Origin of the sequence: Gordonia sp. Z-3, assembly GCF_036233855.1 — a bacterium.
GTDB classification, from domain to species: Bacteria; Actinomycetota; Actinomycetes; order Mycobacteriales; family Mycobacteriaceae; genus Gordonia; species Gordonia tangerina.
Genome location: NZ_JAZARS010000004.1, coordinates 253,084 through 279,026, shown reverse-complemented (window position 1 = coordinate 279,026; position 25,943 = coordinate 253,084). Strand labels below are relative to the sequence as shown.

General features: G+C 66.8%; 23 protein-coding genes. 12 read left to right on the top strand and 11 right to left on the bottom strand.

What is annotated here, in order from left to right; translation table 11 throughout:
• Positions 1-41: 41 nt before the first annotated feature.
• Positions 42-917 carry an aminodeoxychorismate lyase gene (locus VX037_RS06515; protein ID WP_235725935.1) on the bottom strand — a complete coding sequence of 292 codons (876 nt, stop codon included), beginning with the start codon at positions 915-917 and terminating at the stop codon, positions 42-44.
• A gap of 103 nt (positions 918-1,020) precedes the next feature.
• On the opposite strand from VX037_RS06515, the gene ygfZ reads away from it, so the two are divergent.
• The 3 genes from ygfZ to VX037_RS06500 all read left to right on the top strand — a co-directional run bounded on the left by ygfZ (position 1,021) and on the right by VX037_RS06500 (position 3,189).
• On the top strand, positions 1,021-2,196 hold the full coding sequence (gene ygfZ / locus VX037_RS06510; protein ID WP_328713664.1) for a CAF17-like 4Fe-4S cluster assembly/insertion protein YgfZ: 1,176 nt from the start codon (positions 1,021-1,023) through the stop codon (positions 2,194-2,196).
• Positions 2,193-2,843, top strand: a complete 651-nt coding sequence (locus VX037_RS06505) for an MOSC domain-containing protein (protein ID WP_328713662.1) — start codon at positions 2,193-2,195, stop codon at positions 2,841-2,843. The genes ygfZ and VX037_RS06505 overlap by 4 nt, the downstream gene beginning before the upstream one ends.
• A 169-nt stretch (positions 2,844-3,012) precedes the next feature.
• Complete coding sequence (locus VX037_RS06500) at positions 3,013-3,189, top strand: DUF3073 domain-containing protein (protein WP_235725938.1); 177 nt, start codon at positions 3,013-3,015, stop codon at positions 3,187-3,189.
• Positions 3,190-3,608: 419 nt separating this feature from the next.
• On the opposite strand, the gene purM is transcribed toward VX037_RS06500, so the two are convergent.
• From purM to VX037_RS06485, 3 genes are all read right to left on the bottom strand, one after another.
• Positions 3,609-4,721: a phosphoribosylformylglycinamidine cyclo-ligase gene (gene purM / locus VX037_RS06495; protein ID WP_266060507.1), complete on the bottom strand. Its 1,113-nt coding sequence runs from the start codon at positions 4,719-4,721 to the stop codon at positions 3,609-3,611.
• Positions 4,722-4,892: 171 nt separating this feature from the next.
• Positions 4,893-6,470 (bottom strand): amidophosphoribosyltransferase, encoded by a 1,578-nt coding sequence (purF, locus tag VX037_RS06490; protein ID WP_328713660.1) that lies wholly within the window; start codon positions 6,468-6,470, stop codon positions 4,893-4,895.
• Between the two features lie 180 nt (positions 6,471-6,650).
• Complete coding sequence (locus VX037_RS06485; RefSeq protein WP_235725948.1) at positions 6,651-7,058, bottom strand: sterol carrier family protein; 408 nt, start codon at positions 7,056-7,058, stop codon at positions 6,651-6,653.
• Positions 7,059-7,074: 16 nt separating this feature from the next.
• Here VX037_RS06485 and VX037_RS06480 point away from each other — a divergent pair, with 16 nt between their 5' ends.
• The gene (locus tag VX037_RS06480; RefSeq protein ID WP_328713658.1) at positions 7,075-8,583 is read left to right on the top strand and encodes a glutamate--cysteine ligase; all 1,509 of its coding nucleotides are present in this window, start codon (positions 7,075-7,077) and stop codon (positions 8,581-8,583) included.
• 31 nt (positions 8,584-8,614) lie between these two features.
• On the opposite strand, the gene VX037_RS06475 is transcribed toward VX037_RS06480, so the two are convergent.
• Both VX037_RS06475 and VX037_RS06470 read right to left on the bottom strand, forming a co-directional pair.
• Complete coding sequence (locus VX037_RS06475) at positions 8,615-9,694, bottom strand: NAD(P)H-dependent amine dehydrogenase family protein (protein ID WP_328713657.1); 1,080 nt, start codon at positions 9,692-9,694, stop codon at positions 8,615-8,617.
• The gene (locus VX037_RS06470) at positions 9,691-10,317 is read right to left on the bottom strand and encodes a hypothetical protein (protein WP_328713655.1); all 627 of its coding nucleotides are present in this window, start codon (positions 10,315-10,317) and stop codon (positions 9,691-9,693) included. Before VX037_RS06470 ends, VX037_RS06475 begins: the two co-directional genes overlap by 4 nt.
• A 73-nt stretch (positions 10,318-10,390) precedes the next feature.
• Here VX037_RS06470 and VX037_RS06465 point away from each other — a divergent pair, with 73 nt between their 5' ends.
• Positions 10,391-11,251, top strand: a complete 861-nt coding sequence (locus VX037_RS06465) for a glycerophosphodiester phosphodiesterase (RefSeq protein ID WP_328713654.1) — start codon at positions 10,391-10,393, stop codon at positions 11,249-11,251.
• A 33-nt stretch (positions 11,252-11,284) separates the two neighbouring features.
• Here VX037_RS06465 and VX037_RS06460 read toward each other — a convergent pair whose 3' ends face one another.
• Together VX037_RS06460 and purL are read right to left on the bottom strand one after the other, a co-directional pair.
• Complete coding sequence (locus tag VX037_RS06460; protein WP_235725280.1) at positions 11,285-12,124, bottom strand: phytanoyl-CoA dioxygenase family protein; 840 nt, start codon at positions 12,122-12,124, stop codon at positions 11,285-11,287.
• Entirely contained in the window at positions 12,124-14,412 is a 2,289-nt protein-coding gene (purL, locus tag VX037_RS06455) for a phosphoribosylformylglycinamidine synthase subunit PurL (RefSeq protein WP_266060499.1), read from the bottom strand. The genes VX037_RS06460 and purL overlap by 1 nt, the downstream gene beginning before the upstream one ends.
• A 132-nt stretch (positions 14,413-14,544) precedes the next feature.
• Between purL and eccA the strand changes: the two genes are divergently transcribed.
• The gene (gene eccA, locus VX037_RS06450) at positions 14,545-16,320 is read left to right on the top strand and encodes a type VII secretion AAA-ATPase EccA (protein WP_266060561.1); all 1,776 of its coding nucleotides are present in this window, start codon (positions 14,545-14,547) and stop codon (positions 16,318-16,320) included.
• A gap of 207 nt (positions 16,321-16,527) precedes the next feature.
• On the opposite strand, the gene VX037_RS06445 is transcribed toward eccA, so the two are convergent.
• The 3 genes from VX037_RS06445 to cysD are packed head-to-tail and all read right to left on the bottom strand — an operon-like array spanning position 16,528 to position 20,080.
• Positions 16,528-17,286 carry a 3'(2'),5'-bisphosphate nucleotidase CysQ gene (locus tag VX037_RS06445; protein WP_328713652.1) on the bottom strand — a complete coding sequence of 253 codons (759 nt, stop codon included), beginning with the start codon at positions 17,284-17,286 and terminating at the stop codon, positions 16,528-16,530.
• A gap of 8 nt (positions 17,287-17,294) precedes the next feature.
• The gene (gene cysC / locus VX037_RS06440) at positions 17,295-19,133 is read right to left on the bottom strand and encodes an adenylyl-sulfate kinase (RefSeq protein ID WP_328713650.1); all 1,839 of its coding nucleotides are present in this window, start codon (positions 19,131-19,133) and stop codon (positions 17,295-17,297) included.
• Entirely contained in the window at positions 19,133-20,080 is a 948-nt protein-coding gene (gene cysD, locus VX037_RS06435) for a sulfate adenylyltransferase subunit CysD (protein WP_328713648.1), read from the bottom strand. Before cysD ends, cysC begins: the two co-directional genes overlap by 1 nt.
• A 46-nt stretch (positions 20,081-20,126) precedes the next feature.
• Between cysD and VX037_RS06430 the strand changes: the two genes are divergently transcribed.
• The 6 genes from VX037_RS06430 to VX037_RS06405 all read left to right on the top strand — a co-directional run bounded on the left by VX037_RS06430 (position 20,127) and on the right by VX037_RS06405 (position 25,897).
• On the top strand, positions 20,127-21,065 hold the full coding sequence (locus VX037_RS06430) for an IclR family transcriptional regulator (protein ID WP_328713646.1): 939 nt from the start codon (positions 20,127-20,129) through the stop codon (positions 21,063-21,065).
• A gap of 85 nt (positions 21,066-21,150) precedes the next feature.
• Complete coding sequence (locus tag VX037_RS06425) at positions 21,151-22,083, top strand: enoyl-CoA hydratase (protein ID WP_328713645.1); 933 nt, start codon at positions 21,151-21,153, stop codon at positions 22,081-22,083.
• A gap of 1 nt (position 22,084) precedes the next feature.
• Complete coding sequence (locus tag VX037_RS06420; protein WP_328713643.1) at positions 22,085-23,251, top strand: acyl-CoA dehydrogenase family protein; 1,167 nt, start codon at positions 22,085-22,087, stop codon at positions 23,249-23,251.
• Between the two features lie 3 nt (positions 23,252-23,254).
• Positions 23,255-24,220, top strand: coding sequence for an acyl-CoA dehydrogenase family protein (locus tag VX037_RS06415; RefSeq protein ID WP_235725265.1), 966 nt, complete (start codon positions 23,255-23,257; stop codon positions 24,218-24,220).
• On the top strand, positions 24,217-25,317 hold the full coding sequence (locus VX037_RS06410) for an acyl-CoA dehydrogenase family protein (RefSeq protein ID WP_235725264.1): 1,101 nt from the start codon (positions 24,217-24,219) through the stop codon (positions 25,315-25,317). Before VX037_RS06415 ends, VX037_RS06410 begins: the two co-directional genes overlap by 4 nt.
• Positions 25,318-25,546: 229 nt before the next feature.
• Positions 25,547-25,897 carry an L-rhamnose mutarotase gene (locus VX037_RS06405; RefSeq protein WP_328713641.1) on the top strand — a complete coding sequence of 117 codons (351 nt, stop codon included), beginning with the start codon at positions 25,547-25,549 and terminating at the stop codon, positions 25,895-25,897.
• The last annotated feature ends 46 nt before the right edge of the window (positions 25,898-25,943 follow it).

Here is a 25,943-nt window from a genome sequence, read left to right as displayed (position 1 = left end):
CGCCAGAGCTCGGTCACCGCCGAAGGACCCCGATGACGACATCATTCTCGATCAACACAAATGGCACGGTCCACCAAATCGACGAAATCGTGGTGGTTCGGTGACACCGGCATGATGTAGCGATTGAGCGAGGTGACCCGCGCGGCCAGCGCGACACTGCTGATCAGCCAGACCGAGTCCGCCGCGATGAGGTCGGCGCGGCCGAGCGCGTCGGTGCGGGTGGTCCACCCTTCGGACGCCGCGGTTTCGAACACCGCTCGTTGAGTGGTGCCCGGCAGGATTCCGGCCTCCGACGGCGGGGTGGTCAGGGTGGTTCCGGTCACGGTGACGACTGTCGAGCGCGGCCCCTCGAGGACCGAGCCCTCACTACTCAGGTAAATCACGTCATCGAACCCGTTCGCAGCCGCGTAGCGTAGCGCAGCCATGTTGGTCGCATAGCTCAAGGTCTTGGCGCCCAACAGCTGCCACGGGGCGCGGTCGGCGAGGTCGGTGGAGAACCCGCGGTCCAGCGTCACCACCGAAACGCCGTCGGACCGGGCCGCGGCGACCCGGTCGGCAACCGGCCCGGCCATCAGGTAGGCCGTCGGTCCAGCGTCCGGGGCATTCTCCCGGCCGCGCGAGTAGACCAGGCGCAGCCATGCCTCGGCATCAGGGTTTGCGCGGGACCACTGCTTCTCGACGACCTCGATGGCACCGCGCCACTGCGCACGGTCGGGCGCGGGCAGCTCCATCATCGCTGCACTGCGCTCGAGCCGGTCGAGGTGCGCGCCCACCTTGCGGGTACGCCCGGAACGGATGAGCAGGGTCTCGAACACCCCGTCCCCGCGCAGCGCGGCGAGGTCGTCGGCGTGCAGGAACGGGACGTCGGGGTCATGCACCGTGCCGTCGAGGGTCACCAGGATCTGCGCAACAGCCATGGCACGAGGCTAGTGTCCCGCGCCGAGGATTCGCGGGATCCCGTAGGCAGTGCGCCTTTCGGGCCGCCAAGATGCGAACGCGTCGACCCGTAGGATGGACGTTGTGGCCGCGTCACCAATTTTGACCAGGTACTCCGACCAGGGCGCCGTGCCCGGTCCCGATTCCGCCGACGACCTGCTCCATGTCGCCTGGCACTATGGAGATCCTCTCGGGGAGCAGCGGGCAGCGCAACGCACCGCGGTGATCGTCGACAGGTCCGATCGGGCCGTCATCGAGATCCCGGGCGCCGATCGTTTGTCCTGGCTGCACACCATCTCCAGCCAGCACGTCGCGTCGCTCGCCGACCGGCACAGCGCCGAGAACCTCTCTCTCGACCTGAACGGGCGTGTCGAGGAGCATTTCGTGCTCACCGACATCGACGGGATCACCTGGATCGACTGCGAGGGCAGCCGGGGCGCCCCGTTCACGGACTTCCTCACCAAGATGGTGTTCTGGGCCAAGGCCGAACCGGCCGCGCGCCCCGACATGGCGGTGTTGACGCTGATCGGTCCCGACATCGTCGGTGGACCCATCGCCGAGCTGCTCGAACTGACGCCCGATGCCGAGGTGTACACCGCCGGCAGCCTCCCCGAACTGCACCACGAGGACGAGCCGATCGGCTTCTGGCGGGTCATGCCCGGCCTCGGTGACGGCGGACGAGTGCCGGTGGTCGACCTCGTGGTGCCCGACCATGCGGTGCCGTCGTGGTGGGCGCAGCTCACCGAACTCGGCGTCCGGATGGCCGGCACCTGGGCTTACGACGCGATGCGCGTCGCGGCGCTGCGACCGCGGCTGGGTGTCGACACCGATGAACGCACCATCCCGCACGAGGTCGACTGGATCGGGGGTCCGGAGGTTCACGGTGCGGTCCACCTCGACAAGGGGTGCTACCGCGGCCAGGAGACGGTCGCTCGGGTACACAACCTCGGCAAGTCGCCGCGACGCCTCGTCCTGCTTCACCTCGACGGCAGTGGCGACGAGCGGCCGGCCACCGGCGACCCGGTGACCGCGGGCGGTCGGACCGTCGGCCGGGTCGGGACGGTGGTGGATCACTTCGAATGGGGCCCGATCGCCCTCGCGCTGGTGAAGCGGTCGGTGGGACCCGACGTCGACCTTCTCGTCAACGGCGAACATCCGGTGTCCGCCCGGATCGATCCCGATTCGGTGCGCTCCGACGACCACGTGCAGGCCGGACGCGCAGCGGTCGAGCGGCTCCGCCGCGGCGGACAGAACTCGTGACCGACGCGCCACCGAGCGGCACCGTGCTGACCGTCTGTGCCGCAGGCCACGATGTGATCCTGGACAACGTCGGCGCCAGCGGAATAGACAAACGCCCGCAAACAGGCCGGATTCAGGTCACCGAACTGGGCCTGGTGACCGACCACGTCGTCGATACCAAGCACCACGGCGGGATCGACCAGGCGCTGTACGCCTACAGCGAACGCGAGGCGCAGCGGTGGGCCGAGGAACTCGACCGCGACCTCCCGCACGGGTGGTTCGGGGAGAACCTTCGCATCGACGGGCTCGAGACCACCGACGCGGTGGTCGGTGATCGGTGGGAGATCGGCGACGACGGCCTGGTGGTGGAGACGACGATCCCGCGCACCCCGTGCCGGACCTTCGCCTCCTGGGCTGGTGAACCGAAGTGGGTGAAGCGATTCATGGCACGTGCCGACACCGGCACCTACCTGCGCATCGTGCGGCCCGGCAGTGTCGCCGCAGGGGACGTCGTGCGGGTGACATACCGACCCTCGCACGGCGTTCTGGTGCGCCACCTACTCGCCGGCACCGAGGCCGATGCCGAGGCTCTGTCGGTGTTGCTCTCCCACGACGGTCTCGCACCCAAGGTGCACCGCGAGGCCTCCCGCAAGCTCGCCCGGACCTGAATTTTTGACGCTCTGCGCAGCACATTCTGCGTCGGCGTCGGCGTGTACGGCAGGGCGATCCGCATTATCGAGACGAGCGCGCTAAACTGGGTCCCACGACAGATTCATTACCTAGAGAACGGGGCCGCCAAGTGTTTGGCCGCCCCGTCATTGTGCGAGGGGGTCCCACATGGGCCGCGGCCGGGCAAAAGCAAAGCAGACGAAGGTTGCTCGTCAGCTGAAGTACTCCACTCCCCACACCGACTTCGACAGCTTGCAGCGCGAGCTGTCCGGGTCGGACGACTCGGCGGATCGCCGGGATCCAGTGGATGAGTGGGCCGATGAGGACGAGTGGCGTAGAGCCTGACTCTCGTTCGACGTCGGCATGACCCTCATGCCTCTGCATCGTTGTCGATGCGCATCACACGAAACCACACCTGATCGGCAGACTCTGGGCATTGTTGCCCGTCTTCGCCCCGGGTGTGGTTTCGTGCTGGGTCTCTGACGTGCGACCGAACCATCGCCGGACCACCTGCGGGCGGTCGGTCACGTCGCGTCCGGATACCACCAACGCCCTGTGCGCGGGACCGGTCGGCCAGGTCGCCATTGCGGCGTCTCGCCGCGTGCCCGAAATCATGTGCCGACAGATGCTGCTGCGTTCGCTGACTGGCGCCATGCGCCACCACAGCGCGTGGACCTGATGTCCCGCGCCGTTCCCGTCACAGAACAGGCGGCGCCTCCGGTCGTTTTCCCGGGCACCCCGCAGGTAGCGCCCCGCCATTCAGCTCAGAACCGGGGATGCTCCCCGGACAGCGCCACACGAGGAAGGTCGGGGTTCTTCGGTTCGGCGGCGCGCTTGATGGAGCCGAGAACCCAGTTGTCCACGTGCCGAGCCGTCAGCACCGCCTGAGCCCGCTCGGTGTCCTCCGGCGCGACCACGGCGACCATGCCAACACCCATGTTGAAGGTGCGTTCCATCTCTTCCCGCGCAACCCGTCCGCGTTGAGCGATGAGCGCGAACACCGGCGCCGGGGTCCAGGTCTCCCGTTCGATCTCCGCGACGAGGCCGGCTGGGATCACCCGGGCCAGATTCTCGGCGAGCCCGCCACCGGTGACATGGGCGAACGTACGGACATCTGCCTCCGCGGCGACGGCCAGACAATCCCGGGCGTAGATCCTGGTCGGTTCCAGGAGTTCCTCGCCGAGCGAGCGGCCGAACTCCTCGACGTGGCCGGCGAGATCCATGTGCCCCCACTCCAGGAGCACCTTGCGGGCCAACGAGTAACCGTTGGAATGCAGGCCCGACGACCCCATCGCGATCACGACGTCTCCAGGCCGCACACGCTCGGGAGAGAGGATCGAATCCGCCTCGACCACACCGACGGCGGTGGCCGACAGGTCGTAGTGGTCCTCGTCCATCAGACCGGGATGCTCGGCCGTCTCGCCACCGAGCAGAGCGCAACCGGCATCGACGCAACCGTCGGCGATCCCGGCGACGATCTGCGCAACGGTCTCCGGTACGACCTTGCCCACGGCCACATAGTCCTGCAAGAACAACGGCTCGGCGCCGCACACGACGAGGTCGTCGACGCACATGGCGACGAGGTCGCGCCCGACGGTGTCGTGTTTGTTCATCGCCTGAGCGATGGCCAGTTTGGTGCCCACACCGTCGCTTGCGGCGGCTAGCACCGGCTCGCGGTAATTGCCCTTCAATGCGAAGAGACCGGAGAACCCGCCGAGACCGCCCATCACCTCCGGGCGAGAGGCCCGCTTGGCGTGCGGGGCAAAGAGTTCGACCGCGCGCTCACCGGCGTCGATGTCGACGCCCGCGGCGGCGTAGGAAAGACCATCACCACGGTCGTTGGCCGTTGCGTCGGCAGCCGAATCCCGATCGGTCATCTAGCTGAGCACCCCTTGTCGAAATCCAGGTGGTCGGATCTCCGGGCGTCGGAGCCTCCGTCGTTGTACGGTCGGCTCGCGCCTGAGGTCACCCACGAGTCCCGACGCCGAATACGCTACCCGACCCTGCGATGGCCGCGGGCAGGGTGTCGGGCCCTGATCCGAACCGGGTCAGGGCCGCATCACCGCGCTGACATTGTCGTTCGGAGCGGTCAATGGGTCGCGGCCGTCGCCGGCCGCGCTGGCCAGCATCTGTTCCAAAACGGCTTTGCCCATCGAGGTCTCCTCGGGCAGTTCGATCGGATAGTCACCGTCGAAACACGCGGCACACAGGTTCTCCGCCGGCTGTTCGGTGGCGGCGATCATCTCGTCGATACCGATGTAGCCGAGCGAGTCGGCGCCGATCGCCTGCCGGACACCTTCGACCATGCCTTCTTCGGACTCCATGCCATTCGCGATGAGCTCTGCGGGCGAAGCGAAGTCGATCCCGTAGAAGCACGGCCAGCGGACCGGGCTCGAGGCGATACGGACGTGGATCTCGGCCGCCCCGGCCTCGCGCAACATCCGGATCAGCGCTCGCTGGGTGTTACCGCGCACGATCGAGTCGTCGACGACGACGAGGCGCTTGCCCCGGATGACTTCCTTCAAAGGGTTGAGTTTGAGGCGGATACCGAGCTGGCGGATCGTCTGCGACGGCTGGATGAACGTACGTCCGACGTAGGCGTTCTTCATCAGCCCCTGTCCGTAGGGAATACCAGATTCCTGGGCGTATCCGACTGCGGCGGGAGTGCCCGACTCCGGGACGGGGATCACCAGATCGCCCTCGGCCGGGAACTCACGGGCGAGCCGCCGACCGATCTCCACCCGGGTGGAGTGCACGGAACGCCCGTGGATGACGCTGTCCGGCCGGGCGAGGTAGACGTACTCGAAGACGCAGCCGCGCGGCGTCGGCTCGGCGAACCGCGAGCTGCGCACCCCATCGGCGTCGATCGCGAGCAGTTCGCCGGGCTCGATGTCGCGCACGTAGGAGGCACCGACGATATCGAGCGCCGCGGTCTCCGACGCGACCACCCAGCCGCGATCGAGGCGTCCCAGACACAGCGGCCGCACGCCGTGCGGATCACGCGCCGCATACAGCGTGTGCTCGTCCATGAAGGTGAGACAGAACGCACCCTTGAGATGCGGCAGCAGTTCCATCGCCGCCTGCTCCACACTGCTGTCGGCGGCACCATGCGCGAGCAAGGCGCCGACCAGGTCGGAGTCCGACGTCGCGGCCGTGCTCATCACGCCCAGCCCGCGGGCGCGGCTCGCCAGGTCGGCGGTGTTGACCAGGTTTCCGTTGTGTCCCAGCGCGACGCCGGTGCCAGCAGCGGTGGTGCGGAAGATCGGTTGCGAGTTCTCCCAGGTCGTGGAGCCGGTGGTGGAATATCGGCAATGCCCGATCGCCACGTGCCCCACCATCGCGCCGAGAGTCTGCTCGTCGAAGACCTGACTGACCAGTCCGAGGTCTTTGAAGACCAGCACCTGAGAGCCGTCACCGACGGCGATTCCGGCGGCCTCCTGACCACGATGTTGCAACGCGTACAGGCCGTAATACGAGAGCTTGGCGACATCCTCACCCGGCGCCCACACCCCGAACACGCCACACTCTTCACGCGGCTCGTTCTCGGGCTCCTCGGAGATCTGAGGCGCACCGCAGGTACGCACCGGCGCGAGCAGGTTCTTGCTGGTGATCGACAAGTCGGTCATTCGAGGTGCGCTCCCTGGGGCTCTACAGATCACGGCGGTACAACACGTTGACGGGGCGAGACGTCGACGGATTGGGAGATACCGCGAGTTTACCGGTCGGTAGTCGGCCCGTGCGAATCAAGCAGCGGTGCGCCGCGGCGGGAAATTCCGCGGTGTGAGGCATCGCACTGCCTCCGGACACTAGACCTGACGGTCGAGCGGGACGATGGGCAACAGGTCCACGATGGCCGGCGCCCGGTGACCCGACGCGCTGAGCCGCCCCGCGCCGACGGCATCGTCGTAGCCGGCGAGCCCGGTCGCCAGCAACAGCCAGGTCCGGGCATCCGTCTCGACCACGTTGGGCGGTGTCCCCCGGGTGTGGCGGGGACCTTCGATGCATTGCACGGCCACAAACGGCGGCACCCGGACCTCGACGGAGTTGCCCGGAGCGAGCTGGGCCAGGGTACGGACGCTGAGGCGCACTGCAGCAGCCAGTTCGCTGCGTGTCGGTTCGGGGGCGGCATCGTCGAGCAACCAGGGCGCCACGGCCAGCACCGCTGCACGCACGGCGACCGGATCGATCGGTTTGCGCGCTGCCACGCCGACCATCATGCACCATTGACCCATGGGCACCGATGTGGCCGAACGCGAGTTCACCGGCGACGACCGGGTGCGGTTCCGCAGGCAGGTCAGCCGCGGAACCGAGGCCATCGCCCGCATGCTCGCCGACGGCCTGTTCACCGATCAGGGCCGTCCGCCCGAGCCGCTGCTCGGCATGGAGGTGGAGCTCAACCTGGTCGATGAGGACATGAACCCGGCGATGGCCAATGCGACGGTGCTCGACGCGATCGCCGATCCCGACTATCAGACCGAGCTCGGCCAGTTCAACATCGAGATCAACGTCTCCCCCCGCCCATTCGTCACCGACGACACGATCTCGCTCGAGCAGGCGCTGCGCACGTCGCTCAACCGCGCCGAGGAGCGCGCGTCGCGCACCGACAACCACCTCGTCATGATCGGCATGCTGCCGACGCTGACGCACGAGCACTTCGCGCATCAGTGGATCTCGGCGAACCCGCGCTACGACCTGCTGAACCGGCAGATCTTCGCAGCCCGCGGTGAGGACATCGAGATCGACATCGCGGGCGTGCCGCTGAGTGAACGGCACGCAGGCGAACGGCTGCGCACCACCACCGACTCGATCCTGCCCGAGGCCGCGTGCACGTCACTGCAATTGCATCTTCGGGTGGCACCGGAGGACTTCGCCGCCTATTGGAACGCCGCACAATCGATCGCCGGTGTGCAGGTGGCGCTGGCGGGCAACGCCCCCTTTCTCGCCGGGACCGCGTTATGGCACGAGAGTCGTATCCCGGTTTTCGAACAGGCCACTGACACCCGCCCGCTGGAGTTGAAGAATCAGGGCGTGCGCCCACGAGTGTGGTTCGGTGAACGATGGATCAACACCATCTTCGATCTGTTCGAGGAGAACACTCGCTACTTCCCCGCCCTGCTGCCGGTGTGCAGCGACGTCGATCCCATCGATGAGATCGACGCCGGCCGCATCCCCGCACTCGACGAACTACGCTTGCACAACGGCACCGTGTACCGCTGGAACCGGCCCGTCTACGACGTCGTCGACGACCGCGCACACCTGCGGGTGGAGAACCGGGTGCTGCCCGCGGGCCCGACCGTCGTCGACACCATGGCCAATGCCGCGTTCTACTACGGACTCGTGCGTGGCCTCGTCGAATCCGACCGGCCACTGTGGTCACAGATGTCGTTCAACGCGGCTGCGGAGAACCTGCAGTCGGGTGCTCGCGGAGGTATGGAGGCACAACTGTATTGGCCGAACGTCGGGTGGGTTCGCCCCGACGAACTGACGCTGCGACGCTTGATCGACGTCGCCGACACCGGTTTACGCGCGTACGGGGTGTCAGGCAAGGCCCGTTCGCGGTACCTGTCGGTGATCGAGGGCCGCGCCATCACCCATCAGACCGGTTCGGCATGGCAACGCAGGGCGGTGCTGGCACGCGAGGATGCCGGCGAGGACAGATCGCAGGCCCTGCGGGGGATGTTGCGCGACTATGTCACCCAGATGCACGAGGGGGAACCGGTGCACACCTGGTCGGTGTAGACGCGAGTGCACGCACAGTTCTACTCGGCGCTCACCTCCCCGCCACGAGCCCCCGACCACTCACCGGCGGAAGGTCCAGCGCGGTCACCAGCCCGGGCGTCGCATCCACAACCGCAGCAACAGAATTGACCAGCCGCATTGCCGTGACGATCATGCCGGACACGTTGTGGTCGCCGTTCTCGCCGTGGTGGGTGAACTCGACCTGCATCTGCGGTTCACCCGAGATCAGGATGCGGTAGCAGCCGGCACCCTGAGCCGGGGTGGGCCAATCCGGACATTGCTCTGGATGGGTGCGCGTGAAATGTTCGACAACCACCCGGTCGACGCCGTTCACCTGTCCGACGACCTCGAAATGCAGTGCCGCCATGGCCCCCTCGGGAATATCGACCGACACCGTGGAGTAGTCGCGGTCGGCTGCGACCCGGTCGAATCGCTCCACGAGCGGTTCGTCGAGTGTCAGGTCGAGGCCGGCGGCGATCTGGCGCACCACGCTGCCCCACCCCATCGCGAGCACCCCTGGGTAGAGCAGCATCGGCGTCTCGTCCATCGACTGGCCGAACCCGAAGATGGTCTTCATGACCACGGGTTGGTAGTAGGTGGAGTAGTCGGCGATCTCCAGGCAGCGCACCTCGTCGATCCGCTGGGACAGGCTCGTCATCGACAGCGGCAGCATGTCGTTGGCGAAACCCGGGTCGATGCCGTTGACGTGCAGACTCGCGTTGCCACTGCGCCCGGCCGCCGCGATCCGATCGATCAGGTCCTGATCGAGGATGCCCTGCGGGAATTGCAGGAGAACCGGTCCGCTGGACACGACATTGATACCGGACTCGATGAAGAAGATGAGGTCGTCGATCGCCTCGAAGATGCGGTCGTCGGTCATCGCGGTGTGCACGATGCAGTCGGGCTTCAGCGCGATGAGCGCATCCCGATCGTTGGTCGCGACGACACCGAGGTCGCGGCCGAGACCGGCCAGCTCACCGGCATCTCGGCCGACCTTGGCCGGATCGGACACCCACACGCCGATCAGTTCCAGGTCCGGCCGGGCGTCGATTCCGGCGATGGCGTGCCTGCCCACGGTTCCGGTCGACCACTCGACCACGCGAAGAGTCATACACTCAAACTAGAACACGTTTCACTTTTCGGTGGCGGGTTCGGCGAAACGGCGGCCCGACGGCGTAGCCACCAGCCGGTGATGGTCGCGACGATGAGCGCCATGCACATACCCGCCACGGCGAAGGAAGTCACCAGAACTACTGTCGATGTGTCCTCGTCGACAAACGGGCCGGGCACGAAGGTCGCCACCAGGCCGACCGACCAGGCAGCCACATTCACCGGTATCCACCCCACCGCGTGCGGCATCACCTCGCGGAGCACCAGGAATTGCGCCGTCGGAATGCTCAGCAGGAGCAGGACCGCGCCCACCCCGAATGCGACCCACCCGGCCGGATTCGACGTGTCGGCGAGCACTCCCGCATCGTTCAGGATCGACGGCAACATCCCCAGCATCCACGCGAACGCCGCCGCAGCTGACGTCACCGCCACCCACTTCAACACCGGCACAGCCACTTCCGTGCCGTACAACGCTTCGGCCTGACCCAACCCGAGCAGGGCACCCTCGCCGGCTCCGAAGATCGCGACAGTCAGCCAGGTCGCCCAGGGCGACCACTCCGCCGCCGCACAGATCGCCATGCCCGCCACCGGAATCAGGAAGCCCACCGATTCCGCAACCGTCACGAAACCGATCCATCGTCCTAAACTGAACCGCATCGATGCCTTCCGTTCATCCGGGCGGCGTAGCGTCTCGCCGATGCACACCGACCCGGTCTTCACGCCTTCCACGCTGCCACCGGTGGAAGTGATCCACGAGGGCCATAGGACCTGCATCAAGTGGCATCGTGCGCGCCGACGTCCCACCGATCCGCCATTCACCGCGCGTCGGATCGTCGAGGGTATGACGGCGGGGGCGAGCGTCGAGATCGATCTGGTGATCCACGGCGAACGCGGTTTCGCCGTCCTGCACGACCTGGAACTCGGGCACACCACCACCGGGCGTGGCCGGGTGACCGCGGCCTCGGTCGCGCAGTTGCGCACCGTGCACCTCCGGGACAACGACGGGGTGCCCGTCGATCAACCGGTCCTGCTGCTGGAAGATCTTCCGGACCTGTTCGCGCATGGTCGGATTCATCCGGCCGCGAGGTTGCAGCTGGACTTCAAACAGGACGCTTCGGCACTCGACGACACCGTGATCGGCCACTTCGCGGACGCGACCGCCGACATGGCACCCAACATGATCCTGTCCTGCGGTGACGCCGAGGCCGTCCGACTCCTGACCGACGCCGTGCCCGGTATCCGGATCGGCTACGACCCTTGTCATCACGGCGCCCTGCGGCGCGTCCTGCGTTCCGAGGATTTCCACGGCTTCGTCCGACGAGCGGTCGCCGCATCACCGCACGCCGAGATGGTCTATCTGGAACGCCGCCTGGTTCTGGAGGCCGACCGGCGTGGCTTCGACATGGTCGGCGCTTTCCACAGCCAAGGGCGCACCGTCGATGCGTACACAATCACCGGGGTCGACGATGACTCGGTGCGGCAAGCGCGGCGCCTGATCGAACTGCGCGTCGATCAGATCACCACCGACGATGCCGAGGGGCTCGTCGCCGCGGTGTGAACGGTAGTGAGCGTGCTCCTCAGCGCGGGCTCCTCAGCGCGCCGCGTTTTTGATGAACTCCTCAACACCCGCAGCAGGTTTGGTGCCCCCGAAGTAGCCACCACGCACATGTCTGCGCCGCGAGTCGTCGTCGGTCGCGCGGGCAGCGGAGTGCCACAGGTAGCAGTCATGCAGCAGGATGTCGCCGCGCTCGGCGTACACGGCGACCTCGCCGGGCACCTTCTCGAACCGCAATGGCATGTCGAAGGGCGGCGGCCGATCCGTGCGGCCGCCGGCCGGGCGCGCCGTCGCGGGCACCTCGACGCCGTTGACGTTCCGGTAGGGTGCCGGCGTCGCCCACAGGTGCGAGCCGGGGACGACGCGCAGGAAACCGTTGGCAGGGCTGGTCCCGTCGATGTGGATGGTGAACGCCGTCGACGGCCAGACGTCGAGGCTCGGGCCCGCCTGCCAGTCCGAATGCCAGCCGATCCGGGTGTAGCCGGACTCCCGGCCGGGTCGGGCATCCTGGTAGACCACGCCGAACTGTTCATGCGCACGCAGCCAGGCGCGTTCTCCGAGCAGCCGAGCCATTGCGTCGGCGAGTACCGGGTGGGTGACGGCCGCTCGCACCGCCGGCGAGATCTCGCTGACGTACTCGACGTAGTTGGCGAACCGCTGGGCCTTGGCCTCCTCGTCGAGGAACACCGTCGAGCCGTGGCGGATGTCGAGTTCACCGGCGATCACCGCCTGCTGCGCCGCGGTGCATTCACGTTCGACCGCCGCGACATCGGATTCGGTCAGCAGTCCACGCAGCGTCGCGTAGCCGTGCATGTCGTAGAACCACACCAGCGCGCCGAGCTCGTGTGGTCCGAACACGCCCGGCTCGGAGGACATCAGCCGAACAGCTTCGGCAGAGTTCCCTCGTGGGTCGCGCGGAGGTCGGCGAGGGTGACCTCGAACTGGTCCTGCACGGTCACCGAGTCGCTACCCTGGTCCACCACCCCGATCCGCGTCCACGGCATGCCGCGCGCGTCGAGCATCGAGCACAACCGCGACTCCTCGGTGCGCGGCACCGCGACCACGGCGCGGCCGGCGGACTCGGAGAACAGCCATACGAAGGGGTCTGCACCGTCGGGAAGCAGGATGCGGCAACCGGTCTCGCCGGCCAGCGCCGATTCGACGACCGCCTGGAACAGGCCGCCCTCGGACAGGTCGTGGGCCGCCGAGACCAGCCCGTCGCGCGACGCGGCGACCATGATCTCGGCGAGCAGCCGTTCGTGCGCGAGGTCGACCCGCGGCGGCACCCCACCGAGGTGATCGTGAGCAACCTGCGACCAGATGGAGCCGTCGAACTCGTCGCGGGTCTCGCCGAGCAGGATCAAGGTCTCCCCCGGCTCGGTGCCGAACCCGGTCGGCACCCGCCGATGTACGTCGTCGATGATGCCGAGCACGCCGACCACTGGCGTCGGCAGAATCGCGGTCGACCCGGTCTGGTTGTAGAAGCTGACGTTGCCGCCGGTCACCGGGATACCGAGTTCGGCGCAACCGTCGGCGAGGCCGCGCACGGCCTGCTGGAATTGCCACATCACCGCCGGGTCCTCGGGCGATCCGAAGTTGAGGCAGTTGGTGACAGCCTTCGGCGACGCACCCGACACCGCCACGTTGCGGTAGGCCTCGGCCAGCGCGAGCTGCGCACCCCGATACGGATCGAGGTAGGTGTAGCGACCCGATGCGTCGGTGGCCAACGCGATGCCTCGGCCGGATGCCTCGTCGATGCGGACCATGCCGGAGTCGGCGGCCTCGGCGAGCACGGTGTTGCCACGTACGTAGCGGTCGTACTGCTCGGTGATGAACTTACGGCTGCACAGGGCCGGCGAGGCGAGCAGCTCGAGTGCCGTGGCCCGCAGCTCGTCGGACGTCTCGGGCCGTTTCAGTGACGCGGTGGTCGACGAGGTGACGCCGTCCTGCCAGTCCGGCCGGGCGACCGGGCGCTCGTAGACGGGGCCCTCGTGGGCGACGGTGCGCGGTGGGACGTCGACGACGGTCTCGCCGTCCCAAGTGATGACGAGATGATCGCCGTCGGTGACCTCACCGATCACGGTCGCCAGCACATCCCACTTCTTGCACACGGCCAGGAACGCGTCGACATTGTCCGGCGTCACCACCGCGCACATGCGTTCCTGCGACTCGCTGGAGAGCACCTCGGCCGGGGTCATGCCCTCGGCGCGCATCGGCACCTTTTCCAGGTCGATGTGCATGCCGCCGTCTCCGGCGGCGGCGAGCTCCGAGGTGGCGCAGGAGAGCCCGGCGCCGCCGAGATCCTGGATACCGACGACGAGGCCCGCGTGATAGAGCTCGAGGCAGCACTCGATGAGCACCTTCTCGGTGAACGGGTCACCGACCTGCACACTCGGTAGCTTCTTACGGTTCGGCCCGGAGTTCCCGTCGGAGTCGTCGAACGTCTCCGACGCCAGCACCGACACGCCGCCGATGCCGTCCAGACCGGTCCGCGCGCCGAACAGGATGATCTTGTTGCCGGCTCCCGACGCGAAGGCCAGGTGCAGGTCCTCGGTGCGCAGCACACCCGCGCACAGCGCGTTGACCAGAGGATTACCCGCATAGCTGGCGTCGAAGACGGTCTCACCACCGACGTTGGGCAGGCCGAGGGAGTTGCCGTAGCCGCCGACGCCGCGGACCACACCGTCGACGACCCGGCGGGTGTCGGAAGCATCTGCCGGACCGAAGCGCAGCTGATCCATCACCGCGATCGGTCGTGCTCCCATTGCCATGATGTCGCGGACGATGCCGCCGACGCCGGTGGCCGCCCCCTGGTAGGGCTCGACGTAGCTGGGGTGATTGTGCGACTCCACCTTGAAGGTGACCGCCCACCCGTCGCCGATGTCGACAACACCGGCGTTCTCGCCGATGCCGGCGAGCATGCTCGCGCGCATCTCGTCGGTGGTGGTCTCACCGAAGTAGCGCAGATGCACCTTCGACGACTTGTAACTGCAATGCTCCGACCACATGACCGAGTACATCGCGAGTTCCGCGTCGGTCGGACGGCGGCCGAGGATCTCCTTGATCCGGGCGTACTCGTCGTCCTTGAGTCCGAGCTCACGGAAAGGCTGCGGTTGGTCGGGGCTGCCTGCTGCGGCTGAAACGGTATCCACCTGCGCACTCACTCTGACGAGTCTATGTCAGGCTCGGCCGCGGCCGCGTGTGGGAGTGGACAGGCGCCCCGCTACGCTGGGCACCTGACACGGACAGGTCACCACACCGTGGGTGACCTGCACGAGCACGGACTGGGGGACCCGATGGCTGACGTCCGCAAAGCGAGGCAATTGTTCGAACTCGGAGTGCTCTCGCTCGGCATCGCCGTCGAGGGCCAGGAACCGATCAACAATGCCGCCCAGGCCGCCAAGGCGTTCACGCGGGCCAGTGAATGGGACCCGTCGATGGCCGACGCGTGGCTGGGACGACTCGTCTGCGGCGAGGACACCGACGAGGTGTTGCTCGCCCTGTACCGAACCCGCAGCACAATCGGCCACGAGCAACGGCGACTCGGATTGCCGCAGCGAACGCTGGTCGGCCGGTGGACGGTGGGTCACATCACCTATCCGATGACCGATGCCACCGAGGCGGCGGCCGCCTATGCCGGTTCACTGACGCGTGGTCAGGATTTCGCCGGAGCCCAGGACGTCCTCGACGACGTACCCGCAGCCCATCGGACGCCGATCGTGGAGTTCGTGCAGGCGTTTCTGTACCTGTCGGCGAAACGCTGGCCCGACGTACTCACCGCCCTACGACGCTCGGAGCGGTGGAACGACAGCTTCCTGCAAGCGGCCGCTGACAACATGGTCGGCGCGGCGTGCGTGCAGATGGGCATGTTCGGGGAGGGCATCCGAAGGCTGCAGAACGTCGTCGACGGTCCGATTCCGGCCCTCGCCACCGAGGCGATGTACCTCCACGGCCTCGCGCTGCGTGAACAGGGCCATGAGGACAAGGCGCGGGCGATGTTCGAGCAGGCCTACGCCCGGGACCCGAACTCACCGGCCGGGCAGGCGCTGAAGTCGCCGAATTTCCGATTGGTCATCACCTCCCCCGACGCCATCGCCGAGCGGAGCGACCCGTGGGACCCCGACTCGGTGCCCGATCTCGCCGACTCGCTGGTCTCCGACACCGCCGAACGTCCCGAGATGGCGGACATGGTGACCGAGGCCCAACGTGAATTGTCCGACCAGATCGGCCTCGACTCGGTCAAGGAGCAGGTCGCCAAACTCCAGTCGGCCGCCACGCTGGCCAAGGTCCGCGCCGACCGTGGCCTCAACACCGCCGCGCGCAGTCTGCACCTCGCCTTCACCGGTCCGCCCGGTACCGGCAAGACGACCGTGGCCCGGATCGTCGCGAAAATCTACTGCGGCCTCGGGTTCATCAAGACCGACAAGGTGATCGAGGCGACCCGCCGCGACCTCGTCGGCGAACACCTCGGCTCCACGGCGCCCAAGACGTCGGCCGTCATCGATTCGGCCATGGACGGTGTGCTGTTCATCGACGAGGCCTACACCCTCATCCAAGAGGGGCTCTCCGGTGGGGATGCGTTCGGTAAAGAGGCCGTCGACACACTCCTGGCCCGGATGGAGGACGACCGGGACCGTCTGGTTGTGATCATCGCCGGATACGACTCCGAGATCGACCGCCTGTTGTCGTCCAACGACGGCCTCGCGTCCCGGTTCGCCCGTCGCGTGCGGTTCGAGTCCTACACACCCGATGAACTCGCCCGGATCGGCGACTTCATCGCTCGTCGGCGCGATTCACTGCTCACCCACGAATCCGTCATCGAACTCGAACAAGCCTGCACACCTCTGTATCACGATGTGCGGCAGAGCCCCTCGGGGATACGGCGAGCCAGCGACGTGGCCGGCAATGGGCGTTTCATCCGCAACATCGTCGAGGCCGCGGAGGAGGAGCGCGAATACCGGCTCTCGGCGTCCGACGATCTCGCATCGCTGTCCCAGGACGACCTGATGCGCATCGAGGTGGGCGACATCCGCACCGCCCTCCGCAATGTCCTTGCCGGACTCCAGCGCTGACCCTGATCGTTCCTCCGCTGATCGAGTAGCCCGAAGCGCCAGCGGAGAGCGTATCGAGATCCACCACAACAGGTTTCGATACACGCTGCGCTCGCAAGCTCACGCACCGCTACTCAACCAGCATGACCCACTCAACGAGACCACCCGACAGCTGATCGAGTAGCCCGGAGCGCCAGCGGAGGGCGTATCGAGATCCAGTACGGCCCACTACGACGACGCGGTCACCGCGAGAATCGCGTCGCGCAACTCGGGACGACAGATGACCAGGTCGGGCAGGTAGGTGTCGTCCTGGTTGTAGACGAGGGCACTTCCGTCGATGCGGCCACACCACAGCCCCTTGGCCTGCGCGACCGCGACCGGAGCCGCCGAATCCCACTCGTACTGGCCACCGGCGTGCACGTAGGCATCGGCCTCCCCGCGCACCACGGCCATCGCTTTCGCACCCGCGGAGCCCATCGGTAGCAACTCGCCGCCGATCGCCTCGGCCACCGCCTGCGAGAAGGCCGGTGCGCGCGAAGCACTCACCACCACCCGCGGTCGCTCGCCACGCGCAGACGATGCCAAGCCCGTTGTCGCCGCGACCGGTTCGCCACTGTCGACGTAGGTGACATCCAATGCGGGTAGCGCCACAGCACCGGCGATCAGGCCACTCTCGGCCGACCACAACGCCACGTGCACCGCCCAGTCGGTATGCCCGTCAGTACCGTATTCCCGTGTGCCGTCGACAGGGTCGACGATCCACACCCGCTCCGCATGCAGTCGACTCTTGTCGTCGGCCGATTCCTCCGACAACACCTTGTCATCGGGACGTGCGGCCGCCAACCGCTCCAGCAAGAGATCATTCGACCGCCGATCCCCTTCGGCACCGAGTTCCTTTCCGCGCAGATCACTCTCGGCGCGGATCTGCAGGAGCAACTGTCCGGCGGCGGTGGCGAGCTCGCCGGCGAGAACACGATCCTCTGACACGCTGTCTCCTACAGTCCCAGGTTGCGGATGATCGATTCGGCCACCTCGGCGGGCGAGCCATCCGATGGTGTCACGAGGACGTCGGGATCGGCGGGACGTTCGTACGGCGAGTCGATGCCGGTGAATTGGCTGATCTCGCCGCGACGGGCCTTGGCATAGAGCCCCTTGGGATCCCGCTGCTCACAGACCTCGAGCGGGGTGTCGACAAAGATCTCGTAGAACGGCAGGCGCCGCTCGGCGTGGATCTCCCGCGCACGCCGGCGTTCATCGGCGAACGGGCTGATCAGCGACACGATGGAAATTGCGCCCGCATCGGCGAACAACGCGGCCACCTCACTGGTCCGGCGGATGTTCTCACGCCGGTCGTCGTCGGAGAAGCCGAGGTCGGCGTTCAGGCCGTGCCGGAGGTTGTCGCCGTCCATGAGGTAGGCGAATCGACTTTCGGCCACCATCCGCCGCTCTAGTTCCACCGCGAGCGAGGACTTCCCCGACCCCGACAACCCGGTCAGCCAGATGGTCGCCCCCTGGTGGGTGCGCTGCTCGCGGGTGACCTTCGTGGTCTGCCACACGACGTGGCTGTCCTTGCTGACCGGCGCGGTGATCATGCCCGCTCCGACAGTCTTGTTGGTCGCCTCGTCGATCAGGATGAAGCTGCCCGTTTCCCGGTTCTTGCGGTATGCGTCGAACAACAGGGGTTGCTGGGCGTGCACCGAGATGCGTGCGATCTCGTTGAGCTGTAACGTCTTGGCTTCTTCATCTCGGTGCAGGGTGTTGACATCGAGCCGGTAGTTCAGCCCGCTGATCTGCGCGCGCGTGGTACGGGTCCCGCACATCATCACGTACCGGTTGCCCGGCCGCAGTTCGGTGTCGTCGGAGAACCAGCACACCATCGCGTCGATGTCGCGGCCCACGTAGGGACGATTGTTCGGCCGTGCCAGCATGTCACCGCGGACGATGTCGATCTCGTCGGCGAGTTCCATCGACACCGCCATCGACGCGAACGCTTCGTCGACCCGCTCGCCGCCGGGTCCCCAGATGCCGGTGATGGTGGTGCTGAATCCGCTGGGCAGCACCACCACTTCGTCGCCCTGCGAGAAGACACCACCGGCAACGGTTCCCGCGTACGCGCGGTGATCGGCGCCGTCGCTGCGCTGCGGGCGGATCACGTACTGGACCGGCATGCGTGCATCGATCAGGTTGCGATCCGACGCGATGTAGACGTTCTCGAGGTGGTTGAGCAGCGGCCGCCCCTCGTACCAGGGCATGTTGACCGATTGGTCCACCACATTGTCGCCCTGGAGCGCCGACAGCGGGATGAAGGTGAGGTCGGTGACATTCAGTTTTGCCGCGAAAGCGATGAAGTCGTCGCAGATCTCGTCGAACCGCTCCTGCGACCAGTCGACGAGATCCATTTTGTTCACACAGATCGTGAGGTGCGGAATCCCCAGCAGCGATGACAGGAACGCGTGCCGCCGCGTCTGTTCGAGAATGCCTTTGCGGGCGTCGACGAGAATGATCGCGAGATCGGCGGTCGACGCCCCGGTCACCATGTTCCGGGTGTACTGCACGTGCCCGGGTGTGTCGGCGATGATGAACTTCCGCTTGGGCGTGGAGAAATAGCGGTAGGCGACGTCAATGGTGATGCCCTGCTCGCGCTCGGCGCGCAGTCCGTCGGTGAGCAGCGCCAGATTCGCGTACTCGTCGCCGCGTTCGGCGCTGGTGCGTTCGATCGATTCGAGTTGGTCGGTGAAGATCGTCTTCGAATCGAAGAGGAGTCGACCGATCAAGGTCGATTTTCCGTCGTCGACCGAACCCGCAGTCGCCAACCGCAACAGTTCCTTGGGCATCAGAAGTAGCCCTCCTTCTTGCGATCCTCCATGCCGGCTTCCGAGATGCGGTCGTCGGCGCGTGTCGCACCACGCTCGGTGACGCGGGTGATGGCGATCTCGTCGATCACCTTCTCGACGGTGTCGGCGGTGCTGAGCACACAACCGGTGCAGGTGGCGTCGCCGACGGTGCGGAATCGCACGGTCTCGATCTGGGTCTGCTCACCCGGATACGGCTGCAGGAAGCGGGTTTTCGCCAGATACATGCCGTCGCGCGGTATCACCTCGCGCTGGTGGGCGTAGTAGATGGGCGGCAGTTCGATGTTCTCGGCCGCGATGTACTGCCAGATGTCGAGTTCGGTCCAGTTGCTCAGCGGGAACACCCGGATGTGCTCACCCTTGTGATGGCGGCCGTTGTAGAGCTGCCACAATTCGGGTCGTTGAGCCCGCGGGTCCCATGCCCCGAATTCGTCGCGGAAGCTGAACACTCGTTCCTTCGCACGCGCCTTCTCCTCATCGCGCCGCGCACCACCGAACACTGCGTCGAACCGGTTCTCCTGGATGCCGCGCAGCAACGCCGTGGTTTGCAGCCGGTTGCGACTCGCCCCCGGGCCCGTGTCCTCGACGACCCGACCCGCGTCGATGTCGTCTTGTACCGAACTCACCACCAGGCGCACGCCCGTGTCCGCGACCACCCGGTCGCGATACTCCATGACCTCATCGAAGTTGTGGCCCGTGTCGATATGCATCAGCGGGAACGGGACGGGCGCCGGCCAGAACGCCTTCTGCGCGAGGTGAAACATCACCACGGAGTCCTTGCCACCTGAAAAGAGCAACCCTGGGCGTTCGAAGGTCGCCGCCACCTCGCGCATGATGTGCACCGACTCGGCTTCCAGCGCGGCGAGATGGGTCAACTCGTAGCCGTGATGCGCGTGTCCGACTTTCGCATCCGCTGCGCTCGCAACCATTCGCTCTCCTTGACATGTCGAATACTCGACACTAAGCATTGACTATGTGACACAGACGGTAGGTGAGGCGGCCGATGCGCGTCAACAAGTGACGCGCGCTTCGGGCCCGCCACAGGACCGGTCCTCACATTCTCCCCCGACGAACCGCGTCATCCGCATCATCGAACTCCTGGCGAGCCCCCAGCAACCACCCCTGTCCCTTGCCGAGATCGTCCGGCGGACGGGCCTGTCCCGGGCCACCGCCCACGCGATCGTCGGTGAACTGATCGAGCACGGCTGGGTGCTGCGCGACTCGAAGACCGGCGCTTTCACCGTCGGACCGGCGTTCGCGGCGCTGGCGCGTGCGACCGGTTCGGCCGATAACGTCGCGCGATGGGCGAGCACATGTGCCCATGAGTTGAGCGACCGGTTCGATCTGGCCGCGTTCGTCGCACAACGGATCGCGCCCGATCTGATCACGGTGACCGACCACGTCGTCCCGGCGCGATCCCGCGATCGGGAGGAATCTCCGTGGTTTCGGCACGGGCGCCAGGTCCGTCTCCGGCCGCCCATTTGCCGGGAGTTCATCGCCTATGAATCCGCCGAGTCCCAGGCCGCGTGGATCGCGCAAGCCCCGGACTCGATCCGCCCTCGACTGCGGCAGGTACTGCAGACCGTTGCCGAACGCGGGTACTCCATCGAGCGGATGACCGATGACCACGTGGCGATGATCGAGGCACTCGGCACGCTCGACAGCGTTTCGGATCGACTCCGCGCACGGGTGGGCGACCTGCTGACGGAGTTGTCCGCGATCGATTACCTGCCTACCGAGCTCGATGGCGAGGTGGCGGCCGTGACCGTCGGCGCCCCGATCATCGACTCGTCGGGGCTGGTCGTCGCATCGATCGTGGTATGCCCGAACACCACATTGCCGGCCGCAGACTTGCGGACGTTGGCCGAGGCGGTACACGCGGCCGCGAGTTCGATCTCGGCCCGACTGCGGTGACACGCGGCTGACCCGGGCCCCCAGACCGGCCGTACACACGACCACCCGTCTACCAACCAAGCACTTGCTAGGTTAAGCTCGGGACATGAGTGATGCCGTCATCCCGCCCGCACTCGGCCCAGACGATCTGGGTCCGGATTCGTCGCCGGTCGCCTACGAGGTGGGTGGTCCCGAGAGCGCCGTCGCCTACGTGACGCTCAACCGTCCCGAGTACCGCAACGCCCAGAACTCGGTGATGACGTACTCGCTGGACGCCGCGTTCCGCAAGGCGGTCGACGACGCAGCGGTCAAGGTGATCGTGCTACGCGCCAACGGCAAACACTTCTCGGCCGGGCACGACATCGGCACTCCCGAACGTGACTTCGACACCTACTACGACAACGTCGCCACCCTGCACTGGGACCACTCCGACAAGTCCGGCGCCGACCAGCGTCTGGCCCGCGAGATGGAGGTGTACATGGGAATGTGTCGCCGCTGGCGGGAGATCCCCAAGCCGGTCATCGCGCAGGTTCACGGCGCCTGCATCGCGGGTGGGCTCATGCTGGCCTGGATCTGCGACTTCATCGTCGCCTCCGACGACGCCTTCTTCTCCGACCCGGTTGCCCGGATGGGCATACCGGGCGTCGAGTATTTCGCGCACGCCTATGCCCTCGGCACCCGCCGCGCCAAGGAGATCCTGTTCACCGGCGAACGGTTCACCGCAACCCAGGCGGCGGAATGGGGCATGGTCAACCATGTTGTGACCCGCGACGAACTCGTCACGAAGGTCGACACCATCGCAGCGAAGATGACCGCGATGCCGATGCAGGGGCTGTTCCTGTCCAAGAAGGCCGTCAACATCTGCGAGGACCAGATGGGACTGCGCAACTCGATGGACTCGGTCTTCGGGTGGCATCACTACGCCCACGCCGCCAACGCCGAATCCGGCGGCGACTCACTTGGGGGGATGGATGCCAAGTCGATGAAGGCGTCGTCCGGCGCCGGGAGCGGGTCGAATGTGAACGGCAGCGGCAGCTGACATGGACCTCTTCTTCGACGACGACGCCGACCAGTTCCGCGCCGAGGTGCGTAGCTGGCTCACCGACCACGTTCCTGCCCAACCCCTTCCATCCATGGACACCGCTGAGGGGTTCGAGGCGCACCGCGAGTGGGAACGCACCATGGCCGCCGACCGGATGTCGGTGGTGAGCTGGCCCGAGGAGTACGGCGGTCGCGATGTCGGCCTGTTGCACTGGGTGATCTTCGAGGAGGAGTATTACCGTGCCGGCGCGCCCGGCCGGGTCAGTCAGAACGGCATCTTCCTGCTCGCGCCGACGTTGTTCGAACATGCGCACCCGGATCAGCTCGCGCGCATCATGCCTCGGATGGCGCGTGCCGACGACATCTGGGGGCAGGCCTGGAGCGAACCGGAGGCCGGCAGCGACCTCGCGTCACTCCGCTCCACGGCCACCCGCACCGACGGCGGGTGGTTGTTGAACGGTCAGAAAACCTGGAGCTCACGCTCGAGTTTCGCGGACTGGGCCTTCGGCCTGTTCCGCTCGGACAAAGAGGCGCAGCGCCACCGCGGTTTGACCTACTTCATGTTCGACCTACGCAGCCCGGGTGTCACGGTGCGCCCCATCGCGCAGCTCGACGGCGAGCCAGGTTTCGCCGAGTTGTTCCTCGAGGATGTCTTCGTCCCCGACGACCCGGCCGATCCAGGTGGCAGTGGCGTCATCGGCGCCGTCGACAACGGCTGGAAGGTTGCGATGAGTACCGCGGCCAACGAACGCGGGCTGTCGTTGCGTTCTCCGGGGCGATTCCTGGCCACCACCGACAGGCTGGTCGACCTCTGGAAGCACAATCACGACGCGGTGTACGCGACCGCCAACGTCGATGCGCGCGTGGCGGATGCGTGGATCGGGGCGCGCGCGTACGAGTTGTCGACGTATCAGACGGTCAGTCGCCTCGCCGCGGGTGGACAACTCGGCATGGAGTCGTCGATCAACAAGGTCTTCTGGTCGCAGTGGGACATCGTCGCCCACGAGACTGCGCTGGACCTGCAGGGCGTGGATGCCGAGGTCGACGACGCGTGGATGGACGGCTATCTGTTCTCGTTGTCGGGCCCGATCTACGCCGGCACCAACGAGATCCAGCGCAACGTGATCGCGGAACGGCTCCTGGGCCTGCCGCGTGGGGACCGGTGAACCATGGATTTTCTTCTCTCTGATGTGCACGATGACCTCGCGTCGACCGTCGACGCGCTGCTCACCAAGGCCGATATCCCAGCGCGGGCACGGGCGTGGACCCATGGTGATCACCACCCGGTCGCAGAGGTGGTGACCGCCCTGGCCGAGACCGGGATCACCGGACTGCTCATCGACGAGAGCAGTGGCGGGTCATCGGCCGGTGCCACCGAGATGGTGGTCGCGATGGAACAGGTCGGTCGACATGCCCTGCCCGGGCCGATCGTGGAGACCGTCGCCGTACTACCGGTACTCCTGCGCAGCGCCGGCGTATCGGGCTCGCACCTCAGCGCATTGGCCGAGGGCGCACTGGCCACGTGTGCCATCCCACCCATCGCACCGCTGGCCCCCATCGCCGAAACCTCCTATGTGGTGATCGATGGCGTGCTGAGCACCGCCACCACAACCGACCGGGTAGCAACCGTCGATCCCACCCGAATCCTGGCCGAACTCGGCCCCGACGAAGTCCTCGCCGAGAATGTCGATGTTCACGACGCCGCCGACATCGGCACACTGGCCACCGCCGCCCAACTACTGGGGATGGCGAGCGCCATGCTTGCCTCGGCTGCCGACTATGCGCAGGCCCGCAAGCAGTTCGGGCGGGCGATCGGTTCGTTCCAGGCGGTCAAGCACCACCTCGCCGATGTGGCGATCGCGGTCGAGATGGCCCGCCCGCTCGTCTATGCCGCCGCCTTGGGCGTCGACGGTCTGGTGCCCGAAGGCACCGATGTCCGCCGGGATGTGGCAGCGGCGAAGGTCGCTGCCGGTGACGCCGCCTATCTCGCATCGCGACGCGCACTGCAGGTGCTCGGCGCGATCGGGTACACCACCGAGCACGATCTGTCGCTATATCTCACCAAGACGCGGGCCCTGCTGACCGCGTGGGGTACGCCCGCAGATCTGCGCCGACGAGTCCTGGAGTCACTGTGACCGCAACGACCGAATCGACGGCCATCTCCGCCGAGGATCGCGCCGCCCTCGCCGAGGCGATCAGCGAACTCGTCACCCGCCGAGGCGATTCGGCCAGCGCACGGGCCGCCATGCGACACACCCCGCGGATCGACCGCGCACTGTGGGACACCCTATGCGCCGAGATCGGGGTGGCCTCGTTGCCCATCCCGGAGGCCTACGGCGGGGGCGGTGCGTCGTTCACCGAGACCGGTGCGGTGTTGGAGGAGTTGGGTCGCTCGCTGTGCCCGGTCCCGGTGTTGACCTCTGCACTGGCGACCGCCGCCATCCTGCTCGCCGACGACGACGCGACCAATCGTGAACTCCTGCCCGCGTTGGCCGCCGGCGAACAGATCGCGACCCTGTGCTGGGCGGACCCGCGCGGTTGGTCGTCGCCGGGCGTCAACGCCGACGCCGGATTGCTCTCCGGCGCTGCCGAATACGTTATCGACGCAGAATCTGCCGATCTGTTCATCGTGTTGGCGGGCGGACGTGAGACCACGACGCTGCACGCCGTCGGAGCCGACGCCGACGGGGTGCGGATCACGCCACTACCGGTCGTCGACGCGAGTCGCCCGCTCGCCCGGGTCGAATTCGACGAGACACCGGCGACGACGATCCCGTCCGGCCCCGATCTCCCGGTTCGCCTGCGCATCCTGGCGTGGGCGCTACTGGCTGTCGAGCAGGTGGGCGGTGCCGCCGCGGCGCTCGACCTGACAGTCGACTACACCAAGTCGCGCAAGCAGTTCGGTCGCACGATCGGTTCGTTTCAGGCTCTCAAACATCGGATGGCCGACATGTACGCGGCCGTGGAGGCCGCGCGGTCAGTTGCGCGGGCCGCGGTGGCCGCGGCGGTGGCCGGCGCACCCGACGCCGAGGATCTCGCGGCGGCCGCTCACGTGCAGTGTTCGGAGGCGTTCTGTCTCGTCGCCGGCGAGGGCATCCAACTTCACGGCGGTATCGGGATCACCGCCGAGCACGACATCGCGCTGTTCTTCAAACGCGCTCACGGTAGTGCTCAACTGTTCGGGCAACCGCACGAGGTGATCGACGAGTTGAGTCGCCGCCTACTGGCCTGAGCCTGGCGGACCCGCCGCTCTCCACTCCAGGTCGCCCACGACCATCGTCACCGTCGGAAGCACTCCGACAATGATCCGGGGTCGCCGAACCCGCACTTGACTACTTCACTCCGATGCGCTTAGTGTTGCCGCTATCACAAATTGAAACGTTTCAACGAACTGTTGTTTCGAAGACCTCCACGTCGGCGTCCTGCTACCGGGCCGTCGCGATCAGCCGAACAGGAGTGACATGACGCAACGTCAGCGCGTGTGCTTCGTGATGTACCTCAAGCCCGACCGCGTGCAGGACTACCTCGATGCCCACACCACCGTGTGGCCCGAGATGCTCGAAGCCCTACGGGAGGCCGGCTGGCACAACTACTCGCTGTTCCTGCACCCCGGCGACGGCATGATCGTCGGCTACCTCGAAACGGACGACTTCGCCGCGGCCGCTGCCGCCATGGAGGCCACCGACGTCAACACACGGTGGCAGCGGCAGATGTCGGAGTATTTCCTCCCGGCGAGCACCGCCGACCAGACGGCAGGCGCCAACCCCGACACCGTCCGTAGCGAGCTGATCGAGTACTTCCACCTCGACTGATCGGAGCCTTCCCATCCCCGACCCGGCTTGACCTCATCGACCCCAC

What these genes read in the sequence shown, in the direction of transcription:
- VX037_RS06465 (WP_328713654.1), top strand. Translation starts at nt 10,391, where the DNA reads ATGCACACCGACCCGGTCTTCACGCCTTCCACGCTGCCACCGGTGGAA.
- VX037_RS06475 (WP_328713657.1), bottom strand. Translation starts at nt 9,694, where the DNA reads ATGACTCTTCGCGTGGTCGAGTGGTCGACCGGAACCGTGGGCAGGCAC.
- VX037_RS06460 (WP_235725280.1), bottom strand. Translation starts at nt 12,124, where the DNA reads ATGTCCTCCGAGCCGGGCGTGTTCGGACCACACGAGCTCGGCGCGCTG.
- VX037_RS06485 (WP_235725948.1), bottom strand. Translation starts at nt 7,058, where the DNA reads ATGGTCGGCGTGGCAGCGCGCAAACCGATCGATCCGGTCGCCGTGCGT.
- VX037_RS06515 (WP_235725935.1), bottom strand. Translation starts at nt 917, where the DNA reads ATGGCTGTTGCGCAGATCCTGGTGACCCTCGACGGCACGGTGCATGAC.
- eccA (WP_266060561.1), top strand. Translation starts at nt 14,545, where the DNA reads ATGGCTGACGTCCGCAAAGCGAGGCAATTGTTCGAACTCGGAGTGCTC.
- VX037_RS06480 (WP_328713658.1), top strand. Translation starts at nt 7,075, where the DNA reads ATGGGCACCGATGTGGCCGAACGCGAGTTCACCGGCGACGACCGGGTG.
- VX037_RS06405 (WP_328713641.1), top strand. Translation starts at nt 25,547, where the DNA reads ATGACGCAACGTCAGCGCGTGTGCTTCGTGATGTACCTCAAGCCCGAC.
- purM (WP_266060507.1), bottom strand. Translation starts at nt 4,721, where the DNA reads ATGACCGATCGGGATTCGGCTGCCGACGCAACGGCCAACGACCGTGGT.
- cysD (WP_328713648.1), bottom strand. Translation starts at nt 20,080, where the DNA reads ATGGTTGCGAGCGCAGCGGATGCGAAAGTCGGACACGCGCATCACGGC.
- VX037_RS06415 (WP_235725265.1), top strand. Translation starts at nt 23,255, where the DNA reads ATGGATTTTCTTCTCTCTGATGTGCACGATGACCTCGCGTCGACCGTC.
- cysC (WP_328713650.1), bottom strand. Translation starts at nt 19,133, where the DNA reads ATGCCCAAGGAACTGTTGCGGTTGGCGACTGCGGGTTCGGTCGACGAC.
- VX037_RS06420 (WP_328713643.1), top strand. Translation starts at nt 22,085, where the DNA reads ATGGACCTCTTCTTCGACGACGACGCCGACCAGTTCCGCGCCGAGGTG.
- VX037_RS06500 (WP_235725938.1), top strand. Translation starts at nt 3,013, where the DNA reads ATGGGCCGCGGCCGGGCAAAAGCAAAGCAGACGAAGGTTGCTCGTCAG.
- VX037_RS06425 (WP_328713645.1), top strand. Translation starts at nt 21,151, where the DNA reads ATGAGTGATGCCGTCATCCCGCCCGCACTCGGCCCAGACGATCTGGGT.
- purF (WP_328713660.1), bottom strand. Translation starts at nt 6,470, where the DNA reads ATGACCGACTTGTCGATCACCAGCAAGAACCTGCTCGCGCCGGTGCGT.